Source organism: Falsihalocynthiibacter sp. BN13B15, from assembly GCF_041205415.1.
GTDB classification, from domain to species: domain Bacteria; phylum Pseudomonadota; class Alphaproteobacteria; order Rhodobacterales; family Rhodobacteraceae; genus Falsihalocynthiibacter; species Falsihalocynthiibacter arcticus.
In genome coordinates this window covers 37310-58765 of the sequence record NZ_JBGFCE010000011.1, presented here as the reverse complement: position 1 = coordinate 58765, position 21456 = coordinate 37310, and the positions used below count along the sequence as shown (strand labels likewise).

The window sequence follows — 21456 nt, the reverse complement described above, 5'->3', positions numbered from 1 at the left end:
AAAGGATTGATGATGACGGATACTCCAGAAGAAAGCCTCGATCCTGCGAATTGGGCGGATATGCATAAAACGGCGTCGCGGATGATTGACGACGCCGTTGCCCATGTTGAGGGGGTGCGGGAGCGTCCGGTTTGGCAGCAAATGCCGCAATCGGTGCGCGATGGTTTCCTCACGCCTGTGCCCATGGAACCCACGCCATTGGACGCGGTTTATGACGAGGTTCTGTCAACGGTTTTCCCCTATGCGATGGGGAATATTCACCCACGGTTTTGGGGCTGGTACATGGGATCGAGCAATTTTACAGGCGCGCTGGCTGATTTTCTGGCGGCCATTGAGGGGTCCAACCTTGGCGGAGGGGATACAGCGGCAGCCCAAGTTGACCGGCAAGTCGTGAACTGGCTCCAGGAATTGATGGATTTTCCAGCGTCGGCGAGTGGGACATTGACCAGTGGCGGGTCGATGGCAAACATGGTGTGCCTGACGGTTGCGCGCAACAAAATGGCGGGCGTCGATGTGCGCGAGGAAGGGATCACAGCCCTGCCCAAACCGCTGCGATTTTACACCTCAGATCAGGTCCATAGCGCTAGCCAGAAGGCGTTGGAAGCCCTCGGCCTTGGTCGACGCGCCCTGCGGGTGATCCCTTCGGACGCCAACTTTCGGATGAGCATACCCGCGTTGGAACAGGCCATCCAAGAGGATCGTGCTGCGGGGTGCGTACCCGCCTGTGTGATTGCCACGGCCGGCACCACAAACACTGGTGCCATAGATGATATGCAGGCCATCGCAGCGCTGTGTACGCGAGAAGGGATATGGTTCCATGTGGACGGCTGTATAGGGGCATTGATCAAGCTCGCGCCCTTGAACCGTGCTATGGTGAAAGGGATTGAGAAAGCGGATTCCTTGGCCCTTGATCCGCACAAATGGCTACATACGCCGTTTGAAGCGGGGTGTGCTTTGGTCAAAGACGCGCAGTTGCATTTCGATACGTTTGAGTTGCACGGCGAATATCTAGAGGAAAAACCACGCGGTATTGCGTCGGGCGGATTCCTCGCGGATTATTGTTTCGAGCTGTCGCGTGGCTTTAAGGCGTTAAAAATATGGATGTCGCTAAAAGAACATGGGGTGGAGAAATTTGGCCGTCTAATTGATCAGAATATTGCGCAAGCCGCCTATTTGACGGACCTCATCCACACGGACTCGCATTTGGAACTCATGGCACCGACGTCGATCAATATCGTCTGTTTTCGATATCGTAATGCGGCGGGCTCGGATGAGGACCTCAAGGCGCTGAACACCGAAATCATGCTCCGCCTGCAAGAAAGCGGGCTGGCAGTACCCTCCGACACCACGGTGGGCGGACGGCATTGTTTGCGTGTGGCGATCAACAATCATCGCACCAAACGACAGGACCTTGATTTGTTGGTGCGAGAGGTCGTTAAGTTAGGACAGGAGCTTGAGTTGCCTGCGCCTTAGTCACTTCCGCGCGCGCCCCATGTATCCGAAAGGCGATACCCTTCGGGCCAAGGATCAGTGGGGTCGAGCATATGTTGGTGGATGCCCGTAATCCATGCTTGGCCCGAAATTTCGGGCACAACGGCGGGGCGGGAACCGACCGTGGTTTCGCTGACGATGCGGCCCGTAAAAGTTGAGCCAATGACAGACACCGCCGTTAATGTGTCGTCCAACCCCATCTCGCCACGGGCGTGCAAAACTGCCATCCGCGCCGAAAGGGCTGTGCCCGTTGGCGAACGATCGACCTTGCCCGGTTGAATGGCAACGGCGGCACCTGCGCGTAATTCGTTTCCGTCGCGTGTCACGGGGCCCGCAAAAAGGCAGAATGAAAAATGGGTCCAGTCGGGATTGTCGGGATGGTGAAACGCCAGCTTTTCATTTGCCGCATTGGTGATACGCACGCCAAGGCGGGCAATTTCATGCGCTTCTTCGGCGACCAGTGACAGGCCCATCGCTTCAGCGTCGACAATCACAAAACTATCGCCGCCATAGGCCGTATCGACCCGCAATGTACCAAGGCCATCGACCTCCAGTTCGACGTCCAGATCGGCCGCAAAGCTGGGCAGGTTTTGCACGGAAATCTTCTCGGCCTTGCCGTTTTTACATGTCGCGCGCACCTTCACCAACCCACCGGGCGCTTCAAGCACCAGTTCGGTGACAGGCTCAATCATCGGGATAATCCCGCTTTCCAAAAGTACGGTCGAAACGCAGATCGAATTGGAGCCGGACATCGGGGGCGTGTCTTCGGGTTCCATGATGATAAAGGCCGCATCGGCGAGCGGGTTTTTCGGTGGTACCAATAGGTTTACATGGCGAAACACGCCGCCGCGTGGTTCATTTAGCACGAAATTGCGCAGAGTTTGGTCCTTAGCGATCCAACGGCTTTGCTCCCAGAGCGTCTCACCGGGGGGCGGGGTCACGCCACCCACAATCACGTCGCCAACTTCGCCTTCGGCATGGGCCGAAATCACATGGATGGTTTTTGAACTGCGCATTTTAGGGACCTTAAAGTTGAGGCGTGAGCCAGTCGGGGAGAGTGTTGGGCGCTTGGCCGGTGCAGGCGGCGCGGGCGCAATCGGCGAGCGAGCCAAACCGCACTTCGCGCCCACAAAGACCCGGCGCATAATGCGCGTATTTACCAGAATTGGTCATCAAGGTTTTGGCGCTTGGGGGGAATACGGGTTCGGAAATCGAACACCAGCAAATATCCGGCACGACTTGGACGCCTGCGGCCTCAAGGATGGCCAATGTGCTGTTTGCGCGGGCTTGGGTGAGGGTGTCGTGGCCCAAAGTGACGATGACATCGGTTGCGCTGTGACGATGTTTCCCCTCAAGAAGCCGCGCCAAAGCGTGGCATTCCGATAGCGAGAAATGGGGGCTGCCAAAGGCCACGAGATCGATTTGGGCGGGGCCGGGATTGAACTGTTGCCAAATCCGCGCAAGGTCAGGGAGGCCCGCGTACACGGTTTCGGCGTTAGGGGAGATCATCGTGGCCTCTGGTGTAATGCCTGCTACATGCATCATCGGCGCCGCGGAGGTGGTGCCAAACGCAGCGCACATTGCCTTGAGATCATCCTCATTCGGGGTCAGGTTTTCCAACCCTGTCAAAACGGGAATACATTCAGGGGCCAAATGTCCTGCAAGATATCCCAACATCGGCCAAAGGGAGTCATCGTGCCGCGCGGGGAGAGTTATTTCGATGATCCGAAGGGCGGCGCGGTGTTCATCAAGATAGGCGCCAGACAAGGGGGCGCGACCCGTAAGGGCGATGCAAAGATCAAAGAAATCAGGGTGTTTCACTGTGCGCGCGGCCAAAACCGTATTGGCATAGACCACAGCGTTGGATTCCGCCCATGCGATCATTTCCCCAGCCTTGGGGGTGGTGTCGAGCAAGTAGGGCGCGCAGGTGAAACTTGGACGTGCGCCCATTTTTACATAGGCATCTGCGAGGCGGCTTGCGGGTAGCCCAAAATCGGGCGGGATGCCTTGTGCGCGCCAATTGGCGTGATCAACAGAGATCGCATTCATCGTGGTTGGAACCCGCACTTGTGCGCCCATATTGGCCACTTTTTCGGCGAACACCAGATTGGCGGGGCTCGCGTAAATACAGCCGTCGATATGCACTTGGGTCACGTCGATCAAACTTGTGGCCCCTTGCAGGGCTGCCATGGTGACGATGGTTTGCATGGCCATTTTGGGCGCTTCGCCGTCGGCACCTGCAAGCATGGCGCGGTCGCCGTCTGAGAGGTCAAGCGCGACGTCGGCCAAGGGGGACAGCGGGATTGTCAGGTTTGGCGCGGTGATTTCGGTTGGCGAGATTTGCGCGGTGGCGGCTTGGGACAGGGCTGCGAAATCTGCCGCGTCCAATTGTGCGACGGGGACGTTCATGTCAAATAGCTGCTGTGCGATCAACGCGCCGAGGGTCAAAACATCCTCATGGTCGCGGAAAATAAACGCGGCAGGGGCGTGGCCGTTTTGGATCAATTCAAGCACCACGCCAGAGCCTGTGCAAGATCCGCGACTGGTGGGCATCAGCACGATTTTCCCCGCGAGGGATTGGCGGTGCCACGGATGATGTGCGTCGATGACGACGCCTGTGGAAGCATCAACGCCGCCCCAAAAACTAAGGCCTTCTTCGGACGCCAAAACGGGTCCGTTTGCGTGTCCGGCAAGGATGCTGCGTGTCATAAGTACTTTCTATTTAACCACAAAACCATGCGCGAAGGGGTCGCGTTCATCGTCTATGAATATTGTATTGATGCCCGTTACGCGGGCCCATCCGGCAATCGACGGGATGATCGCAGGCTTATCTGCAACCGTTGCCGCTGCCTCGACGCGGCCCTTGAAGAGCGAGCCGATGATGCTCTCGTGGATAAAATCATCGCCGACGGAGAGTTTGCCTTTTGCCGCCAATTGCGCCATGCGCGCGGAGGTTCCTGTGCCGCAGGGCGAACGGTCGATCGCTTTGTCGCCATAGAAAACCGCGTTGCGTGCGCTGGCTTCTGGATGCTGTGCCGCGCCCGTCCACAGGATATGCGATAGACCGCAAATCGAGGGTTTTTCTGGATGGGTAAATTCGTATTTTTCATTCAATGCTGTGCGAAGTTTTTGGCTAAACCCCACCAACTCGCCTGCGGAAAAATCGGCCATATCATTGAAATTTTTCTGCGGATCGACGATGGCGTAAAAATTACCGCCATAGGACACATCAACAACAACTTCGCCTAGGCCTGCGACGTTGGCCGTAAGCCCTTCGGAATGCAGGAAACTCGCGACATTGGTCAGGCGCACTTCCTCGATAAACCGCCCGTCCTGAACATAGGTCACATCGACCCGACCGGCAGGGGTGTCTAGCCGCAGCACGCCCGCCGTTTCGGGGCGGATCAAACCGTTTTCCAGCGCGATTGTGACGGTGCCGATGGTGCCGTGGCCGCACATTGGCAAACAGCCAGAGGTCTCGATAAACAACACCCCGACGTCACAATCCTCGCGTGTGGGCGGATAGAGGATCGCGCCCGACATTTGGTCGTGGCCGCGTGGCTCAAACATCAAGCCCGTGCGGATCCAGTCGTATTCAGCCAAGAAATGCGCGCGTTTTTCCAGCATCGTGTCGCCGCGTAATTGCGGCGCGCCACCGGTTACAAGGCGCACGGGGTTGCCACAGGTGTGGCCGTCAATGCAAGGGAAGGTAAATTGGGTCATGCGATGCCTCTAAAAACGCGCAGGAGAGAACGGGGATAGGTCCATCGCGGGGGCTTTGCCAACGAGCAAATCCGCGATGATTTCAGCAGTGCCCGCCGATTGGGTCAATCCAAGATGCCCGTGGCCAAAAGCACAAATCACATCAGGGCGTCCAGGCAGGGGGCCGAGAGCCGGAAGAGTGTCGGGGAGCGATGGACGGAAGCCCATCCACTGTGTGCCACCCGTGGTTTTTAACGCAGGCATGAATTGTTTGGCTTTGGTCAGGAGCGCTTCTGCCCGCTTATAATTTGGTGGAAGTTTCAATCCGCCCAGCTCAACCGCTCCGCCAACACGGATGCCGGTTGTCAGCTTGGAAATTACAAAACCATGGCCGCCGAACGTCACGTGGCACCGCAGATCGACCGCGTCTGGGGGCAGCGTGGTGTTATAGCCGCGCTCGGTTTCAAGCGGGATTTTGACACCAGCCGTCCGCGCAAGGTGGTGCGAGAACGCGCCCGCCGCAAGGACGATTTTGCCGGTCATTTTTCCGACACTGGTCTGCACACCGCCGTCAACCAAACTCGTGGCTTCGGCGATTACAATTTCGCCGCCCTTGGCACGGAACTGCTCGGCAAGCGCGAGGGTGTATAGCTTGGGGTCGGAAATTGAGTACCATTCCGGCGTGAATGTTGCATGGGTGAACCGCGCATGAAGACCCGGTTGGACCTCAGCGATTTCGTCGCCTATGAGGTGACGGAAGGGGATGTCGGCGTCTTCACGGACCTTCCAGCCCGGCAGGCTGGCTTCAAACTCGGACCGCCCCTCATAAACCAGCAATTGCCCGTCGTGGTGCAGCATATCCATCAAACCGTTGTCGCGCAAAAATGGTTTGAGCGCGCGTTTTGAAATCGCGTTCAATTCCGTCAAAGCAACCGTTGATGCGCGCACTTCTGCGGGCCAACTCGCGCGCCAAAATCTGTACATCCATGGTGCGATTTTCAACGCGTATTGAGGCGGGATCGACAGGGGGCCTAACGGATCGAGTAGCCATTTCGGAGCTTTGCGCATAACTTTTGGTGAAGCCAGCGGCAGGATTTCGGGAAAGGCAAACGCGCCAGCATTGCCCGCAGAGGCCCCCGCAGAGGGGCCTTCACGATCAATCACACGGACAGTAAGACCCCGCGCTTGAGCTGCCAAAGCAATCGAGAGACCGACTACACCGGCGCCAACCACCACGACATCTTGGGTGCTCATTAGCGTACGCTCGAAAGAAACTTTTGCGTTTCCGCATGCTGTGGCGCGTCGAAAAATTGTTTGGACGGCGCGATCTCGGCCATGACTCCTTGATGGAAAAAGGCGACCCGATCCGAAACATCGCGGGCAAAACCCATTTCATGCGTCACGCAAATCATCGTCATACCCTCGTCTGCAAGCAGTTTCAGCGTGTCCAACACCTCTCCCACCAATTGCGGATCAAGCGCGGATGTCACCTCATCAAATAACATATATGCAGGCGACATAGCTAGAGCGCGCGCAATCGCCATACGTTGCTGTTGGCCACCGGAAAGCCGTCCAGGATAGACCAAGAGTTTCTCGGCCAAGCCAACATGCGTGAGGTGTTTGACGGCGATTTCTTCGGCTTGTTCGCGCGACATTCCCAACACTTTGCGCGGGGCCAAAGTCACGTTTTCCAACACGGTGAGGTGGGGGAAAGAGTTGAACTGTTGGAACACAATACCGATATTGCGGCGCAGTTTGTTAAGGTCGGTGGATTTTGCATGCACCTCAATCCCATCCACAAGGATGCTGCCGTGGCTGATCTGTTCCAAACCGTTGATACAGGTCAGGAGCGTCGATTTTCCCGAACCAGAGCCGCCGATAACCGACACAACTTCACCTTTTTGAACCGTCAGGTCGATGCCCTTGAGCACTTCCAATGGACCAAAGGATTTACGAACGTCTTTAATCTCAATCATTCTCACGCCACCTTTTTTCGAGTTGGCTTCCAAGCCGAGCGATGGGGAAGCTTAGGGCAAAGTATATAACTCCTGTGACCATCAGGATGAACATAGGTTCTTGCAGGCGGGTCACAAGGATCTGGCTGGCGCGCAGCAGTTCGATGATGCCCAGCCAGAGGACCAATGAGCTGTCTTTCAAAACGCCGAGGGTAAGGCCAATCCAGCTTGGAAGGGCCACCCTAAGCGCCATTGGGAACACGATTTGCGTCATGTCTTGGCCCCACGACAGACCCAACGAGCGCGCCGCGCGACGTGTGACCATCGGAACCGCATCAATTGCGCCGCGCACAATCTCGGTGCAATAGGCCGATGTATAGAGCGCCAAAACGACACAAGACGTGGCGAAGGGCGGCATATTTAGGCCCGCGATCGCTTGGAACGCATTCGCCAAAACCAACTGGATCAGCAACGGCACAGAGCGAAATATATCCAAGACAAAGATTATAGGCAGGGCGGCCCACGTACTTATATGGGCGCGAAGGACGCCAAAGAACAGCCCCATAAGTGTGCCGCCCGTCACAGCAAAGGCCGTGACCGCCAGTGTCATTCCTGCGCCTTTAGCGAGGAACATCAGGTCGTTAAGGTTTAAACCGGTATCAAACATGGTACTCTCCTTAATACCGGAACATGCGCCATGCGATCAGCCGTGCGCCAATCGTCACCGCTTTTGCAATGAAGTAGTAGAACACAGCCGCAAGGGTAAAAATCTCAAACGTGCGAAAGCTTCTCACGTTGATATCTTGGGTTACGCCAGCGAGGTCGGTGTTCATTCCTACGGTCACGCCCAATGAGGTCATCAGGATCGCCCAAACCATTTGGTTGGTGGTGGGCAAGAAAGCGATGCGGAACATTTGCGGCATCACAATCAGGCGGAAGGCCTGAAGGGGGCGCATCCCGAGGGAACGTGCCGACCGCGTTTGGGTGTCTGGAATGGCGCGCAGGGCGCCGCGAAATGTCTCGGCCAAATAACCCGCATTATTGAACGTAATCCCAGCCAAAAGCGCCACGAAGGGGCTGAGGTGGATGCCAAAACTTCCCAATCCGAAATGCGCCATGTAAATCTGGAAAAGGGCAGGCGTGTTGCGTGCCACCTCGACCCATACTGTCGCGGGCGCATAGATCAGCTTGGATTTTGAATTGCGCGCAACGGCGAGGATGACGGCCAAAAGGATACCCATGACCATCGACAAAAGGGCGATCTCAAGTGTGACCAAAGCTCCGTCAAATAATTGCGGAAGCTTTTGCAGCGCCTGACGCCATTGGAATGTATAGTTAAACATCGCGACCCTTTGTGTGGGAGCTTGCGGGAAAGCAAGGGGGCCCGAAGGCCCCCCGCCGATTTAACGGTAAACGTTAGGAACAGTTAGTTCAGGTGCGTCGCCGCCAACCCATTTGCCATACAGCTCTTGATACCGTCCTGTGCGGACTTGTTGGTTAATGAAGAGATCAAGATAGTTCAGCAGGCCGTACTCGTTACGCAGCGCGATAAGGCCTACGTAATCAATGGCATAAGGCGCGTCGCCTTTGATAGTTAGGCCTGGGTATTTGCCCGAAGCAACGATGGAACCAGCCACAGTTGAAGTCACAACCGTCGCGTCAATTTGGCCTTGCGAAAGGGCAAGGAACACGTCTGCTTGGGATTGGTATGGACGGAAGCTACCTTCGCCCCATTCTTTGACGTTGTCCTCAAGTGCGATGCCTTCGAAGGTGCCGCCAACGGAACCAACAGTTTTGCCTTTCAAGCCGTCAAAATCTTCAACACCAGCATCTTCGCGGGTCAAAACAACGTTTGTGAAGGCGAAATAGGGGATCGTGAAGCCAGCGGTTCTTGCGCGCTCAAGCGTGTCAGAAGTGGAGGCAACCCCAACATCAACACGGCCCGAAACCAAGGCTGGAATACGGTCAGGGAAGGGTGTTTCAACGATTTCTGCTTCTACGCCGAGTGCCGCTGCAAGGTCATTGCAATAGTCGACGTCAAAGCCGATTGGGTTGTTGTCCGCATCGCGTGACCCCATTGGTGGGAAATCCAACACCACAGCACAGCGCAGCGTGCCAGATGCCATGATATCGTCCAATTTGTCCGCGTTTGCCGGTGAAGTAAGCGCCGTTGCAGTCAGCAGGCTTCCAATAATCAACGAAGTTTTCATTTGTCGTTCTCCCGTGGTGGCATTGTTTTTTGATTCGTCTGTGAGGCGACTATGGTTGTGCATTTTACTTGAATCAACTAAAAATATTATTTGTATTTAATTAGTATACTTAACGGGCGCGACTTGTCGATAAAGGCCGTAGAGCGCCCTGTTTAAGGGGCGAATCGACCTCGTTTGCGCAAATGAAATGCGAACTCTTCGACAGGAATGAGAAAGTGACGGGGGAGGTGACTTGCTAAGATTATCCTCTATGTATACAAATTATATACAATTGGCGGCCCGCCTTTGTCTGAAATATCCGCGACGCCATCTAATGAAAGTAAGGACTACCAAAATGACCGACGCAACGACCCTCACCGCCCAAGAGTTGAGCGGATTGATCGAAGAGATATTCCTCAACGTTGGGTTCTCGGTCACACAGGCAGGCCCCTTGGCGCGCGTGATTTTGGCGGGAGAACAGGATGCGTGTAAATCACATGGCATCTATCGGATTGAGGGCTGTTTGCGTACGTTAAAGCAGGGAAAAGTGGACCCACAAGCGACGCCGAAATTGCAACAGGATGCCTCCGCAATTGTTCGGGTCGACGCCAAGGGTGGCTTTGCCAATGCAGCGTTCGAGTTGGGCGCGCCCGTGCTGGCGGAACGCGCCCATAGCTTGGGGTTAGCGGCGCTTGTGATCAACGATTGCACCCATTTTTCCGCGCTTTGGCCAGAGGTTGAGGCGCTCACCGATCTTGGCCTTGCCGCGATTGCGATGTGCCCAAGTTACGCGACAGTTGCGCCAACGGGCGGCACAAAACCTTTGCTCGGCACCAATCCGCTGGGCTTTGGTTGGCCCCGCAAAGGCGCGCACCCCTATGTGTTTGATTTCGCCACCAGCGTCGCGGCGCGCGGCGAAGTTGAGTTGCACCGTATCGCGGGGAAACCGCTTCCCGAGGGCTGGGCGATGGATGAAAACGGCACGCCCACAACCAATGCCACGCTGGCTTTGGAGGGGGCGATGCTGCCCTTTGGCGGCCACAAAGGGTCGGCCATTTCCACCATGATCGAATTGCTCGCGGGGGTGATGATCGGCGATATGACCAGCCCCGAAGCCTTGGAGTTTCTGGGAGCCACCAATATCGCGCCGCGCCACGGCGAACTGATCATTGCCTTTAGCCCCGAAAAATTTGCCGCAGGCCGCGGGGGCGCGAGCTTGGATCGAGCGGAAACCCTGTTTGATGCGATCCTTGGTCAGGGGGCGCGCTTGCCGTCGCAACGCCGCTTTGCAGCGCGGTCCGAGTCTCAGGCTAATGGCATTCGCTTGACGGCCGAAGAGGTGGCTTTGTTGGATCGCCTGCGCAAAGATGGGTTGAAGGCCGTCTCTTAAATCCTTTTCCATAAACGAAAAAAGGCCCGCGAGGCTCTGCGGGCCTTTTTGATTTGAATGGGGCGCTGTAGCTTAAAGAACAGCGCCTGCAAGTTTGGACCAATCGGCATACCACGCGCGGAACAGCTTGAGTTGGGCTTCGACAAAACCGCGTTGGCTGTCCGAAAGCGCGTCGCTCTCATTGAAATGCAGCGTGTATTCCGCGTCTCCGTTCAAAACCATCATATGTTTGAAGAACAACACCAAGTCGGCACCTTCGTCAAATTTCGACAAAACGTTAAGCGCGGTTTCCAACTCGGTTGCGCGTTGGCGTGACAGTGCGTTGCCTTTGGCGGCATCTTGGCTCAGGGCGACCAGATTCAAGACTTCGGAGGGGAGGACGTTGCCGATACCCGTGATCGCACCTGTCGCGCCGCAATTGACGAAACCATGCACAACAGCGGTGTCGACACCGATCATCAGGCTCACGTCGTCGTTGCCGCTGGTGATGTGTTCTGCCGCATAGGACAGATCATCATAGCCGCCGAACTCTTTGAAACCAATCAGGTTTTTGTGATCCTTGCGTAGTTCAAAGAACAGGTCCGCGCGGGTGGCAAAGCCATAGTGGGGGCTGTTGTAGATCACGGCGGGGAGGTCGGGGGCCGCGGCCAAGATGTCTTTGAAATGTGCTTTTTGTGCCGGCATAGAACCGCCACGCGACAGCACGCGGGGGATAACCATCAGGCCTTGGGCGCCGACTTTTTGCGCGTGGGCCGCATGGGCAACCGCCAGTTTCGTGTTCACAGCGCCCGTGCCGACGATCAAGGGAACACCCGCTTTAACGAGGCGCTCAACGCCTTCCATCCGCTGTGCATCCGTCAAAAGCGGCCAGTCGCCCATCGAGCCACAATACACCACCGCCGACATGCCCGCCGCGAACAGTTCTTGTCCCTTTCGGACCAAAGCGTCGAAATCCGGGGTGCGGTCGGGGGTGCAGGGCGTCATCAGGGCCGGAATGGTTCCGGAAAAAATGGGGCGGGTCATTGTGATCTCCTAAAGTGTCGTGCGCGTGCGGGATTAGATTTAAAGGCGCAGCGCATAGAGTTTGATTCTATATCTTGAGCGCGATAATACGTGTTGGATTTTATTTGTCGACAAGTTTTGTTCTAGAGTCGAACAATCGTCATTACTCTTGCTCCAACGAGCGGGTTCCAATATCCTTCTTGTGTACAAAAAGGATTCATCATGACAAAGTCAGACGCCATCAAGAAACCCGACCGAAAACGCGGGTCTGGAGTGAAGCATGTGTACGATGTTTTGCGCGATGAAATCATCGATTTGGTCCTGGAACCGGGCAGTCCAATTGACGAAATCCAACTGGCGGAACGCTTTGCGATGTCGCGCACGCCGATCCGAGAAGCACTGGTCCGCTTGTCTGTGGAGGGGTTGGTGACCACGTTGCCAAATCGCTCGACCGTGGTGTCCAATATAAATTTCCTCAAGCTGCACACGTTTTTTGATGCGCTTACGTTGATGTACCGCATGACCACGCGGTTGGCTGCAGAGTACCACACGCCAGAGGATTTAGAGATTATCCGCGCGCATCAGGCCGAGTTTGAACGCGCCGTTAAGGACCAAGACGCTTTGGCGATGATAGCAACAAATCGCGAGTTCCATGCGGCCATCGCGGTGGCGGGGCAGAACGTGTATTACGAAGGGCTTTTCCTGCGGCTATTGGATGAGGGGCGGCGGATATTGCGGCTGTATTACTCGTCTTATCAGGATCAACTTCCGCCACAATTTGTCAGCGAGCACGAGGGCATGATCGACGCGATTGCGGCAGGCGACGTTGAGCGGGCCGACGAAGTCGCACATGCGCATGCGGACCAAATCGTCGCTCAAATTCAAAGGCTTATCTCAAACGATCGCCGTGTAAAAATCACCCTTTAGGATGAGGGAGGCGCCCTCAATGCTCCTCCCTCATCTGGTCTACTTCTTCTAGTGTTTTCCCAAGCACCGTAAGGAGCATCTCCACGTCCTCGGCGTCTATCGTTAGAGGCGGGCGTATCTTGAGAATATTGTCAAATGGCCCCTCGCAACCGATTAGAATACGGTGCGCGCGCAGGCGGTTTTTGACATATTCGGCAATCTGAGTAGCGGGAGCGCGACTCTCGGGATCCCACACCAAATCAACGCCGATAAACAGGCCATAGCCGCGCACATCGCCAATCACGTCGTGGCGTAGTTGCAGCGCCGCCAACCCGTCAAACAGCCGCGCGCCCATCACGCGCGCATTCTCCATCAGGCCCTCATCGTCAACGATATCAAGGACTTCTTTGCCCATGCGACAGGACAGCGTTGAGCCGCCGAAGGTCGAGAAATACTCCGGCCCCTTGGCAAAAGCTTCAGCAATTTGGCGGGTGGTGACGACCACACCGAGGGGGTGGCCATTGCCGATTGGCTTGCCCAAGACCACAATGTCGGGCACCGCGTTTTGTTGCTCAAACCCAAAGTAATAGTCACCCAATCGCCCCAATCCCGTTTGCACTTCATCGGCGATACACACACCACCAGCCGCGCGAACCCGTTGATAGACCGCCGATAAATAGCCTTTGGGCGGGATGATTTGGCCGCCAACGCTGGGGAAGGTTTCGGCGATGAAGCCTGCCAGTTTTCCGTCGCGTTTTTTGATAGCCGCAAGGGCGTCGTCCACAAGGGCGGCAAATTTCTCGGCTCGATCTGGATCGTCGCGGTGATAGCTTCCGCGATAGTCGTCGGCGACCTCGACCAATTGCACCCAATCGGGTTGGCCTACGCCGCCCTTGGCGTTAAATTTATAGGCCGAAATGTCGATCGCGCCGGTGGTATTGCCGTGATAGCCATGATCGGGCGTTATCATGTCTTTGCCACCCGTTTTGGCGCGGGCAAGCCGCAGGGCGAGTTCGTTGGCTTCGGACCCAGAGTTGACAAAGAAGCAAACCGACAGGCTTTTTGGCATTTTCGAGATGATTTTTTGCGCAAATTCGGTCTGGGCCGGATGCAGATACCGCGTGTTTGAATTTATCCGTTTGAGTTGGTCCGCCGCGACGGCCTGAATGCGGGGATGGGCGTGGCCCACATGCGGCACGTTGTTATAGGCGTCCAAATAGGGGCGGCCCCATTCGTCAAACAAATGGTGTTTCCAGCCGCGCACCAGCATCACAGGATCGGCATAGCTTAGACGCAGATTGCGGCCAAAAAGGCGGTCGCGCTCAGCCTTAACTGCGTCTTTGTCGGTGGGGGTGAAGACCACTTTGGCGTCAGGTAAATTCATCAAAGCAGCGGGATTGGGACAGATCGCCCCCCACAGATACATCTCGTCCGGGTCCGCGACACCGGGCCAATCTTCGCCCATGCCATCGGTCGAAAGGGCCAGTTGGAAATGCACATGCGGTGCCCAGCCACCTGATTGCGTCACATCGCCAAGACGGGCAAAAGCCTCGCCCTTTGCAAGGGTTTGGCCGACCTGCAAAGTCTCAAGAACTTCGGGATTAAGGTGGCCATAAAGTGTGAAGAACGCGTCGCCATTTGGGGTCTCGTGGCGCAGAATAACGACGCCGCCATAGTCCAGATGAGCGGTGCGATTTTCAACCACATGAACTGTGGCTTTTATCGGTGCATGCAGGGTGGTTTGGGCAGGAGCAAAGGCATCAATCGCCAAATGCACCGAACGCCGATTTGAGGCTTTCCATGGTCCACGGCGAAACGCGGGGGCGGTATAAATCAGGCGGGGTTCGTTATAATAGCCAAGCCAAATGCGACCGTTATCCTCATATTCCTGCCCAACCAAGGCGGCTTCAGCCAACGGAAGGTCAAATGGATTTTGCGGCCATGTGGAGTGTTCCACCGAAAGCGTACCCATCGGGGCCCGCGCCAAATCTTCGCCCATAATGGAGGCAAAACTCCCGCGCTCTTGATCGAGCCACGCCTGAACGCGGGGCGCAGCATCCGTGATCGGCAAACCGCAGGCCGCGCGCAGACGTTTGCCAATCAATTCTTCGTTCACCGCGCCTGCTTCCAGAAAATCCCACGCGGGTTTCTGGGAAATGACAACATAGGGATCATGCGGGTTTTCGAGCGCCATTTGGGTTGAGTTCACCACGCTTACAGCAAGGCGCATGCGCAACAGCGGCCAGATCAGATCGACCTCTTTAGAGGTGAGCGGGTAGGCGGCGTGATAGCCCGCAACCAGTGCGGCCAAGGCCTGTTCGGGGTCCGCTTGGCCCAACACCATATAGGCGCCCGCAATCGCGAGGTCGCAAATGCGCGGGCTGGCGCAGATGTCGCCAAGGTCAATCAATCCCGTCACATGGGGGGGCTTCGTTAGGGTGCCGCCGACGATGACGTTATAGTCGTTCACGTCGTTGTGGATGGCGACGTGGGGCAGGGATTTTAGCGCCGGTTTGATGGTGGAAAATGCGGCCAGAATGTCACTGATGAGTGCGCGGCGTTTGGGCGCGGTGATCCCCTCAAGATGGTCCGAAATCCAATCGCCTTGGGTCAAATTCCATTTGAAATCACGCGCAAGTGCTGGGTGTTTAAAATCGGCCAGCGCGCGGTCCATTGCCCCAATGGCATGGCCCAAATCGCGCAATAATGCGACGGACTGCGGGCGGAAATTGGCATAGGTCCGCCCTTCGGCTTTGCGCAACACCCAAACCAGACGCTTGGCGCCTGCCTCGTCTGGCACCGCGGCAAAAAATTCCCCTGAGTGGGTTGTTATCACATCGGGAACGGGGACGTCTGGTGCATTATGCGCGATGTGATTGAACGCGCGGCATTGGAGGTCGATGAAGTCGACGGGGCAGCCAATGCGCATGACTTTGAGCACGTAATCTTGTGTTCCGGTCGCCAGAAAGTTGAGATCCAACTCGCCGTCAAGCGGGGTTACGGTGGCGTGTATGCCCCAAATATCTCGCAATACGCTTTGCCAATGATGTGTCATATTGTGCCCGTTCGCTCTCAAGGTGTTATTTTTTGCGACGAATCGAAAAGCCGCGCGGCTCCGATTGAATCACTCTCAATTAGGGGGAAACTTGTTGGAAAATCAAAGAACAAATCTTGAACGACCACGGTGCGCAGTGGATGTTTGCGCCTCTTGGGTGGAATTTTGTGCCATTTCATGGGGGGATAAAAATGTCGATCTGCACTCGTTTAGGGTTATGATACGAGACGTTTTCGATCTGAGTTTTCGCGCTAAAGGTTCGGCTTTTGAGGTTATAGTAAAAAAATTATTGTTGACAAAAATCTTTATGCTAATAGCCTCGCCGGACTAACAAAATTCCTTGGGGGGAGGTCGGTTTGTGAAGGCTGAAAGGCGCAAGGACGCAAATGAACTCGGAGCGCGTATGCGTCGCCAGCGGCAACGTCTTTCGATGACGTTGCAGCAACTCGGGGCCGCATCCGGTGTTTCCGTTGGATATATCAGCCAGTTGGAACGCGGAAACGCGACACCAACCCTAGGTACGCTTTCCCAAATTGCCGCAGCCCTCAACGTTGACCTCGACTATTTCATCCGCAAGCCGCAAGTCGCCGATAGCTTGACGCGCGCAGGCAGTCGTCCACGCTTCGCCACGGCCGGGTCCTCTATTGAATACGAACAGATCGGTGCGGATTTTCCGGGGCACGAGCTGACGTCTTTTGTGATGAATGTTCCCGCAGGATATGAATCCGAACTTGTGAAACACCTCGGTGAAGAGATCATTTATATTCTGGAGGGCGAGATTTCGCAGATGGTCGGTGGGCGCGAGTACATCATGTCGACCGGTGATAGTTTGCATTATCTTGGGGAGAAACCGCACAGTTGGTCCAACCGCACCCAAGAGCCCGCACGGATTCTTTGGGTGGGACGAATGCACTATAAAAAGTCCGACCAAATTCCACAAATGGTCCCTGATATCACAGAGGACCTTATCAATTCTGACCCCGAAAAAACGATAGCATAGGGGCTGAAATGCGGCTGGAAAACCATGCCGCCAAAAACACTAAAAACGACAACCAAAGGGAGATACAACCAAATGACTTTTAAGTACAAAATCGCCACTGGGCTGCTTATGGCCACGATGGGCACCGCGGCTTCCGCGCAGTCGCTTGTCTATTGCTCAGAGGGTTCCCCCGAGGGGTTTGACCCAGCGCTTTTCACGGCTGGCACAACGTTTGATGCGTCCAGCCACCCCCTCTATAACCGCCTGACAGAGTTCAAAGTCGGTACCACCGAAACAATCCCTGGACTTGCCGAAAGCTGGGACGTTTCTGAAGATGGGAAAACGGTCACTTTCAACTTGCGTAAAGGTGTGAAGTTTCACAGCAACGACCAGTTCACCCCCACACGCGATTTCAACGCCGACGACGTGATCTTTACGTTTGATCGTCAGGGCAACGAAGAAAACCCATACAATACTGTTTCCGGCGGGACATGGGAATACTACGGCGGCATGTCGATGCCAGACTTGATTGAAAGCATCGAAAAAGTGGATGATTACACAGTTGTATTCAACCTCACGCGTCCAGAAGCGCCGATCATTGCCAATATGGCGATGGATTTTGCGTCGATCGTTTCCAAAGAATATGCGGATGCGATGTTGGAAGCTGGCACGCCAGAAATGTTGAACCAAGCGCCAATAGGTACGGGTCCGTTCTCGTTCCAAGCCTACCAAAAAGATGCGGTTATCCGCTATCTGCGCAACGACGATTATTGGGGTGACAATGCCAAAGTTGAATCGCTGATCTTTGCGATCACACCTGATGCTTCTGTGCGTTACCAAAAAGTTCAGGCGGGCGAATGCCATGTTATGGCCTATCCAAATCCCGCTGATGTTCAGGCGATGAAAGACGACAGCGGTGTTGTCGTTATGGAGCAAGAAGGTCTTAACGTGGGCTATCTCGCGTATAACACCATGGTCGCGCCCTTTGATAATGCCAATGTTCGCAAGGCGTTGAACATGGCGGTCGACAAACAGGCAATCATTGATGTTGTGTTCCAAGGGTCTGGCCAAATTGCCAAAAACCCGATCCCGCCAACAATGTGGTCCTATAACGACGCAATTGAAGACGACAATTATGATCCTGAAGCGGCCAAAGCGATGTTGGAAGCCGAAGGTGTTACTGATCTGAAAATGAAGATCTGGGCGATGCCTGTTCAGCGTCCCTACAACCCCAATGCGCGCCGTATGGCCGAACTTATGCAGGAAGACTACTCCAAGATCGGTGTCGATGTTGAGATTGTGTCTTACGAATGGGGTGAATACCTTGAACGCTCAAAAGCCGAAGACCGTGATGGTGCCGTGCTCTTGGGTTGGACGGGCGACAACGGTGATCCCGATAACTTCCTTGCTGTTTTGCTCGGATGTGACGGTGTTGGCCAATCAAACCGTGCACAATGGTGTAACGAAGAGTTTGATGCGTTGATTCAGCAAGCGAAAGTTTTGCCAACACAGGCCGAACGTGCCAAGCTTTATGAAGAAGCACAGGTCATTTTCAAGGATCAAGCGCCTTGGTCAACAATCGCGCACTCGGTCGTCTTTATGACTATGCGTCCAGAAGTTGAAGGCTATGTTGTTCACCCACTTGGTGGCCATATCTTCAACCAAGTTGGCTTGTCGAACTAAGCTCTCTAAGCCCTTGGGGTGGCACATAAATGTGCCGCCCCTGCCACTCACACACCGTCCCTCTCATTTACCGTCGGAGCATCCCTTTTTGTCACACCCTCTGAACGATCGCCTATCCGCCTATGCCACTGTCGCCGCCGAGCTTGGTGTTGATGCCATCGCGCTGGTTCCTGGCCCAAATTTCACCCGTGTGGTTGAGCACAGTTTTATGAGCCACGAGCGGCCATTTGTACTTGTTGTTCCCGCAAACGGACCCGCCGCCGCCCTTGTGCCAAATCTTGAACTGGGCAGTTGGGAGCTTGTTGGTTTTGATGGCGCGGTCTTTGATTGGCGCGATCAAACGGGATATGACGAAGCTTTTGCCGGCCTGATGACCCATCTCAACATTTCATCGCTCGCGGTAGAAGGGCAGGTCATGCGCGTCTTTGTGCATCACGCGTTGAAAAAGGCGCAGCCCGATCTGAAAATCCTCGATGGGGAGCGCGAAATCTCCGCGCTACGGATGCTCAAAACGCCTGCCGATATCGCCACCCTTCAGGAAGCCATCGACATTTCGGAACGGGCCTTGCATCGCACGCTTGCATCCGTAAAGCTTGGCCAGACCGAAAAACAGATCGAACAAACCCTCGTGCAAAACCTGTTTGCCGAAGGGGCTGATGATCTCTCGTTTGCTCCGATTGTTGCGGCAGGCGATGGCTCTGCGCGCCCACACGCCAAGGCGCGCCATGATTATCACGTCAAAGCGGGCGACGCGTTGTTGCTCGATTTTGGCGCTCGAAAAAACGGCTTTGCCGCCGATATTACCCGCACCGTTTTCCTTGATCACGTGACCGAGGAGGGGCGTGCCGTTTACGACACCGTTCTGCGCGCAAACCTTGCTGGCCTCGCGATCTCACGCGCAGGCGTCACCGCGCATGAGATTGATGATGTGGTCACCAGCGTGCTCGAAGCCTCGCCCTATGGCGATCGCATCCGCACAAAAACCGGCCACGGGCTTGGTCGCGAAGTGCACGAAGCCCCTTATATTATGCGCGGCAATCACGTGGCACTGCCCGCAGGGACCGTCTATACTAACGAACCCGGTCTGTATGAGATCGACAATTTCGGTGTGCGCATCGAAGATGACATTCTGATCACAGAAGACGGATACCAACTCCTCACCCATTTCCCCAAAGAACTCATGGTGTTGTCATGTTGAACTACGTTCTAAGCAGACTACTGACATTCATACCAACGTTCATCGGCGTTACGCTGATTTCCTTCGGCTTTATCCGTGCCTTACCGGGCGATCCTATTGTGGTTATGGCGGGCGAACGCGGCATATCCGACGAGCGTTATGCGGAACTTTCTGCGCAATTTGGCTATGATCGGCCCATCTATGAGCAGTTTTGGGACTACCTCGTTGGGGTGCTTCACGGCGATTTAGGCACTTCGTTTGTGACCAAAAAACCGGTGTGGGACGAGTTCTTCTCGCTCTTCCCTGCCACCCTCGAACTCTCGCTTTGTGCGATGATTTTTGCCATGGCTTTGGGATTGCCCGCAGGCGTGATTGCCGCCGTAAATCGTGGCAAATTCTTTGACCGTGCGCTGATGTCCACCGCTTTGGTCGGGTATTCCATGCCGATTTTCTGGTGGGCGCTTTTGCTGATCATCGTCTTCTCGGGTATGCTGCAATGGACCCCCGTTTCGGGCCGGATCGACCTGATCTACTACTTCCCCAACCCGACGGGCTTCATGTTTATCGACAGCCTTGCCTCGGGCCAGAAGGGCGCATTCCTCTCCGCCGTCCGACATTTGATCTTGCCGACAATCGTGTTGGGAACCATCCCGCTTGCGGTCATCGCGCGCCAAACGCGCTCGGCGATGCTCGAAGTCTTGGGTGAAGATTATATCCGCACCGCCCGCGCCAAAGGCATGTCCCCCGGACGGATCAACGGCATTCACGCGTTGCGCAACGCGCTGATCCCTGTCGTCACTGTCATCGGCCTGTCCGTCGGTACTCTTCTTGCGGGCGCGATCCTTACGGAAACGATTTTTAGCTGGCCGGGAATTGGCAAATGGATGGTCGACAGCATTTTCCGCCGCGACTACCCCGTTGTTCAGGGCGGCCTGTTGTTGATTGCCGTTATGGTCATGATCGTGAACCTCACCGTTGACATGCTCTATGGCATCATCAACCCCAAGATCAGGAAACGCTGATGGACGACGCCCTCTCTGTTGAGCCAGAAACTGCCGTGGAACGCCCCGGTCAGTTGCGCGAATTCTGGTTCTATTTCCGCGAAAACCGAGGTGCCGTGATTGGCCTTTATGTCTTTGCGGTCTTCGCTTTTCTCGCTCTATTCGGCCCATGGGTCGCGCCCCATGACGCCACCGAGCAGTTCCGTGCCGCGACCCTACAGCCACCCGTCTGGCAAGACGGCGGCACATGGGAGTTCATTCTTGGCACCGATCCTTTGGGCCGCGACATGCTCTCGCGCCTCATCGTTGGTGCTCGCTATTCGTTCTTTGTTGGCGTCGTCGTGGTGAGTATTGCCGCGTCGGGTGGCATCCTGATGGGCCTTATTGCGGGGTTTGCCCCCAAATGGCTCGACAGCATCATTATGCGGATTATGGACGTTATCCTTGCGTTTCCATCGTTACTTTTGGCGCTGGTCCTTGTTGCTATTCTCGGCCCATCCTTGACCAACGCGATGATCGCCATCGCTATTGTTCTGCAGCCACATTACGTGCGCTTAACCCGTGCCAGCGTGCTGTCCGAACGTCAAAAAGACTATGTAACCTCGGCGCGCGTCGTCGGGGCTGGGTATTTCCGGCTGATGTTTGTCACAGTCCTGCCCAATTGCCTCGCGCCGATTATCGTCCAAGCGGCGCTGTCCTTTTCGACCGCCATTCTTGACGCCGCGGCGCTTGGGTTCCTTGGGATGGGCGCACAGCCGCCAACCCCAGAATGGGGCACCATGCTGGCCGAAGCGCGTGAATTTATTCTTAGGGCATGGTGGGTAGTGACCTTCCCGGGTCTTGCGATCCTTGTCACGGTTCTGGCCATCAATCTGATGGGCGACGGTCTGCGCGACGCGCTCGATCCTAAATTGAAGCGGAGCTAG

Annotated in this window: 18 protein-coding genes; 8 read left to right on the top strand and 10 right to left on the bottom strand. The window is 55.5% G+C overall.

Annotated features, from left to right (window positions below):
* The first annotated feature begins 12 nt into the window (after positions 1–12).
* Positions 13–1473, top strand: coding sequence for an aspartate aminotransferase family protein (locus AB9F26_RS16590; protein WP_369768522.1), 1461 nt, complete (start codon positions 13–15; stop codon positions 1471–1473).
* Here AB9F26_RS16590 and AB9F26_RS16585 read toward each other — a convergent pair.
* Genes AB9F26_RS16585 through AB9F26_RS16550 form a run of 8 tightly spaced genes read right to left on the bottom strand, consistent with a single transcriptional unit; the run spans position 1470 to position 9358 of the window.
* Positions 1470–2507 carry a proline racemase family protein gene (locus AB9F26_RS16585; protein WP_369768521.1) on the bottom strand — a complete coding sequence of 346 codons (1038 nt, stop codon included), beginning with the start codon at positions 2505–2507 and terminating at the stop codon, positions 1470–1472. The two genes, AB9F26_RS16590 and AB9F26_RS16585, sit on opposite strands and share 4 nt — an antisense overlap.
* 10 nt (positions 2508–2517) lie before the next feature.
* Entirely contained in the window at positions 2518–4200 is a 1683-nt protein-coding gene (locus AB9F26_RS16580; RefSeq protein ID WP_369768520.1) for an aconitase X, read from the bottom strand.
* A 9-nt stretch (positions 4201–4209) separates the two neighbouring features.
* Positions 4210–5214, bottom strand: a complete 1005-nt coding sequence (locus tag AB9F26_RS16575; protein WP_369768519.1) for a 4-hydroxyproline epimerase — start codon at positions 5212–5214, stop codon at positions 4210–4212.
* 9 nt (positions 5215–5223) lie between these two features.
* Positions 5224–6447 carry an NAD(P)/FAD-dependent oxidoreductase gene (locus tag AB9F26_RS16570; protein ID WP_369754438.1) on the bottom strand — a complete coding sequence of 408 codons (1224 nt, stop codon included), beginning with the start codon at positions 6445–6447 and terminating at the stop codon, positions 5224–5226.
* The gene (locus AB9F26_RS16565; protein ID WP_039000760.1) at positions 6447–7169 is read right to left on the bottom strand and encodes an amino acid ABC transporter ATP-binding protein; all 723 of its coding nucleotides are present in this window, start codon (positions 7167–7169) and stop codon (positions 6447–6449) included. The genes AB9F26_RS16570 and AB9F26_RS16565 overlap by 1 nt, the downstream gene beginning before the upstream one ends.
* The gene (locus tag AB9F26_RS16560) at positions 7162–7815 is read right to left on the bottom strand and encodes an amino acid ABC transporter permease (protein ID WP_039000904.1); all 654 of its coding nucleotides are present in this window, start codon (positions 7813–7815) and stop codon (positions 7162–7164) included. The genes AB9F26_RS16565 and AB9F26_RS16560 overlap by 8 nt, the downstream gene beginning before the upstream one ends.
* Positions 7816–7825: 10 nt before the next feature.
* Complete coding sequence (locus tag AB9F26_RS16555) at positions 7826–8491, bottom strand: amino acid ABC transporter permease (RefSeq protein WP_335584513.1); 666 nt, start codon at positions 8489–8491, stop codon at positions 7826–7828.
* Between the two features lie 60 nt (positions 8492–8551).
* Positions 8552–9358 (bottom strand): transporter substrate-binding domain-containing protein, encoded by an 807-nt coding sequence (locus AB9F26_RS16550; protein ID WP_335584514.1) that lies wholly within the window; start codon positions 9356–9358, stop codon positions 8552–8554.
* Positions 9359–9692: 334 nt separating this feature from the next.
* Between AB9F26_RS16550 and AB9F26_RS16545 the strand changes: the two genes are divergently transcribed.
* Positions 9693–10727 (top strand): Ldh family oxidoreductase, encoded by a 1035-nt coding sequence (locus tag AB9F26_RS16545; RefSeq protein ID WP_369768518.1) that lies wholly within the window; start codon positions 9693–9695, stop codon positions 10725–10727.
* A 72-nt stretch (positions 10728–10799) separates the two neighbouring features.
* Here AB9F26_RS16545 and AB9F26_RS16540 read toward each other — a convergent pair whose 3' ends face one another.
* A complete protein-coding gene (locus AB9F26_RS16540; RefSeq protein ID WP_335584516.1) occupies positions 10800–11750 on the bottom strand; it encodes a dihydrodipicolinate synthase family protein in 951 nt (316 codons plus the stop codon).
* Positions 11751–11951: 201 nt separating this feature from the next.
* On the opposite strand from AB9F26_RS16540, the gene AB9F26_RS16535 reads away from it, so the two are divergent.
* Positions 11952–12656, top strand: a complete 705-nt coding sequence (locus tag AB9F26_RS16535) for a GntR family transcriptional regulator (protein ID WP_335584517.1) — start codon at positions 11952–11954, stop codon at positions 12654–12656.
* 16 nt (positions 12657–12672) lie between these two features.
* On the opposite strand, the gene AB9F26_RS16530 is transcribed toward AB9F26_RS16535, so the two are convergent.
* Positions 12673–15711 (bottom strand): aminotransferase class III-fold pyridoxal phosphate-dependent enzyme, encoded by a 3039-nt coding sequence (locus AB9F26_RS16530; protein ID WP_369768517.1) that lies wholly within the window; start codon positions 15709–15711, stop codon positions 12673–12675.
* A gap of 337 nt (positions 15712–16048) precedes the next feature.
* On the opposite strand from AB9F26_RS16530, the gene AB9F26_RS16525 reads away from it, so the two are divergent.
* The 5 genes from AB9F26_RS16525 (at position 16049) to AB9F26_RS16505 (ending at position 21456) form a co-directional block, all read left to right on the top strand.
* The gene (locus AB9F26_RS16525; RefSeq protein WP_369768516.1) at positions 16049–16690 is read left to right on the top strand and encodes a helix-turn-helix domain-containing protein; all 642 of its coding nucleotides are present in this window, start codon (positions 16049–16051) and stop codon (positions 16688–16690) included.
* Positions 16691–16762: 72 nt separating this feature from the next.
* Positions 16763–18352: an ABC transporter substrate-binding protein gene (locus AB9F26_RS16520; protein WP_335584520.1), complete on the top strand. Its 1590-nt coding sequence runs from the start codon at positions 16763–16765 to the stop codon at positions 18350–18352.
* A gap of 88 nt (positions 18353–18440) precedes the next feature.
* A complete protein-coding gene (locus tag AB9F26_RS16515; protein ID WP_369768515.1) occupies positions 18441–19550 on the top strand; it encodes a M24 family metallopeptidase in 1110 nt (369 codons plus the stop codon).
* On the top strand, positions 19544–20551 hold the full coding sequence (locus tag AB9F26_RS16510; protein ID WP_369768514.1) for an ABC transporter permease subunit: 1008 nt from the start codon (positions 19544–19546) through the stop codon (positions 20549–20551). Before AB9F26_RS16515 ends, AB9F26_RS16510 begins: the two co-directional genes overlap by 7 nt.
* Complete coding sequence (locus tag AB9F26_RS16505; RefSeq protein WP_369768513.1) at positions 20551–21456, top strand: ABC transporter permease subunit; 906 nt, start codon at positions 20551–20553, stop codon at positions 21454–21456. The genes AB9F26_RS16510 and AB9F26_RS16505 overlap by 1 nt, the downstream gene beginning before the upstream one ends.

Bases quoted from the DNA above. Each gene is read 5' to 3' on its own strand.
- AB9F26_RS16535 (WP_335584517.1), top strand. From the start codon at position 11,952: ATGACAAAGTCAGACGCCATCAAGAAACCCGACCGAAAACGCGGGTCT.
- AB9F26_RS16560 (WP_039000904.1), bottom strand. From the start codon at position 7,815: ATGTTTGATACCGGTTTAAACCTTAACGACCTGATGTTCCTCGCTAAA.
- AB9F26_RS16505 (WP_369768513.1), top strand. From the start codon at position 20,551: ATGGACGACGCCCTCTCTGTTGAGCCAGAAACTGCCGTGGAACGCCCC.
- AB9F26_RS16550 (WP_335584514.1), bottom strand. From the start codon at position 9,358: ATGAAAACTTCGTTGATTATTGGAAGCCTGCTGACTGCAACGGCGCTT.
- AB9F26_RS16565 (WP_039000760.1), bottom strand. From the start codon at position 7,169: ATGATTGAGATTAAAGACGTTCGTAAATCCTTTGGTCCATTGGAAGTG.
- AB9F26_RS16545 (WP_369768518.1), top strand. From the start codon at position 9,693: ATGACCGACGCAACGACCCTCACCGCCCAAGAGTTGAGCGGATTGATC.
- AB9F26_RS16575 (WP_369768519.1), bottom strand. From the start codon at position 5,214: ATGACCCAATTTACCTTCCCTTGCATTGACGGCCACACCTGTGGCAAC.
- AB9F26_RS16580 (WP_369768520.1), bottom strand. From the start codon at position 4,200: ATGACACGCAGCATCCTTGCCGGACACGCAAACGGACCCGTTTTGGCG.
- AB9F26_RS16555 (WP_335584513.1), bottom strand. From the start codon at position 8,491: ATGTTTAACTATACATTCCAATGGCGTCAGGCGCTGCAAAAGCTTCCG.
- AB9F26_RS16590 (WP_369768522.1), top strand. From the start codon at position 13: ATGACGGATACTCCAGAAGAAAGCCTCGATCCTGCGAATTGGGCGGAT.
- AB9F26_RS16520 (WP_335584520.1), top strand. From the start codon at position 16,763: ATGACTTTTAAGTACAAAATCGCCACTGGGCTGCTTATGGCCACGATG.
- AB9F26_RS16510 (WP_369768514.1), top strand. From the start codon at position 19,544: ATGTTGAACTACGTTCTAAGCAGACTACTGACATTCATACCAACGTTC.
- AB9F26_RS16540 (WP_335584516.1), bottom strand. From the start codon at position 11,750: ATGACCCGCCCCATTTTTTCCGGAACCATTCCGGCCCTGATGACGCCC.
- AB9F26_RS16570 (WP_369754438.1), bottom strand. From the start codon at position 6,447: ATGAGCACCCAAGATGTCGTGGTGGTTGGCGCCGGTGTAGTCGGTCTC.
- AB9F26_RS16585 (WP_369768521.1), bottom strand. From the start codon at position 2,507: ATGCGCAGTTCAAAAACCATCCATGTGATTTCGGCCCATGCCGAAGGC.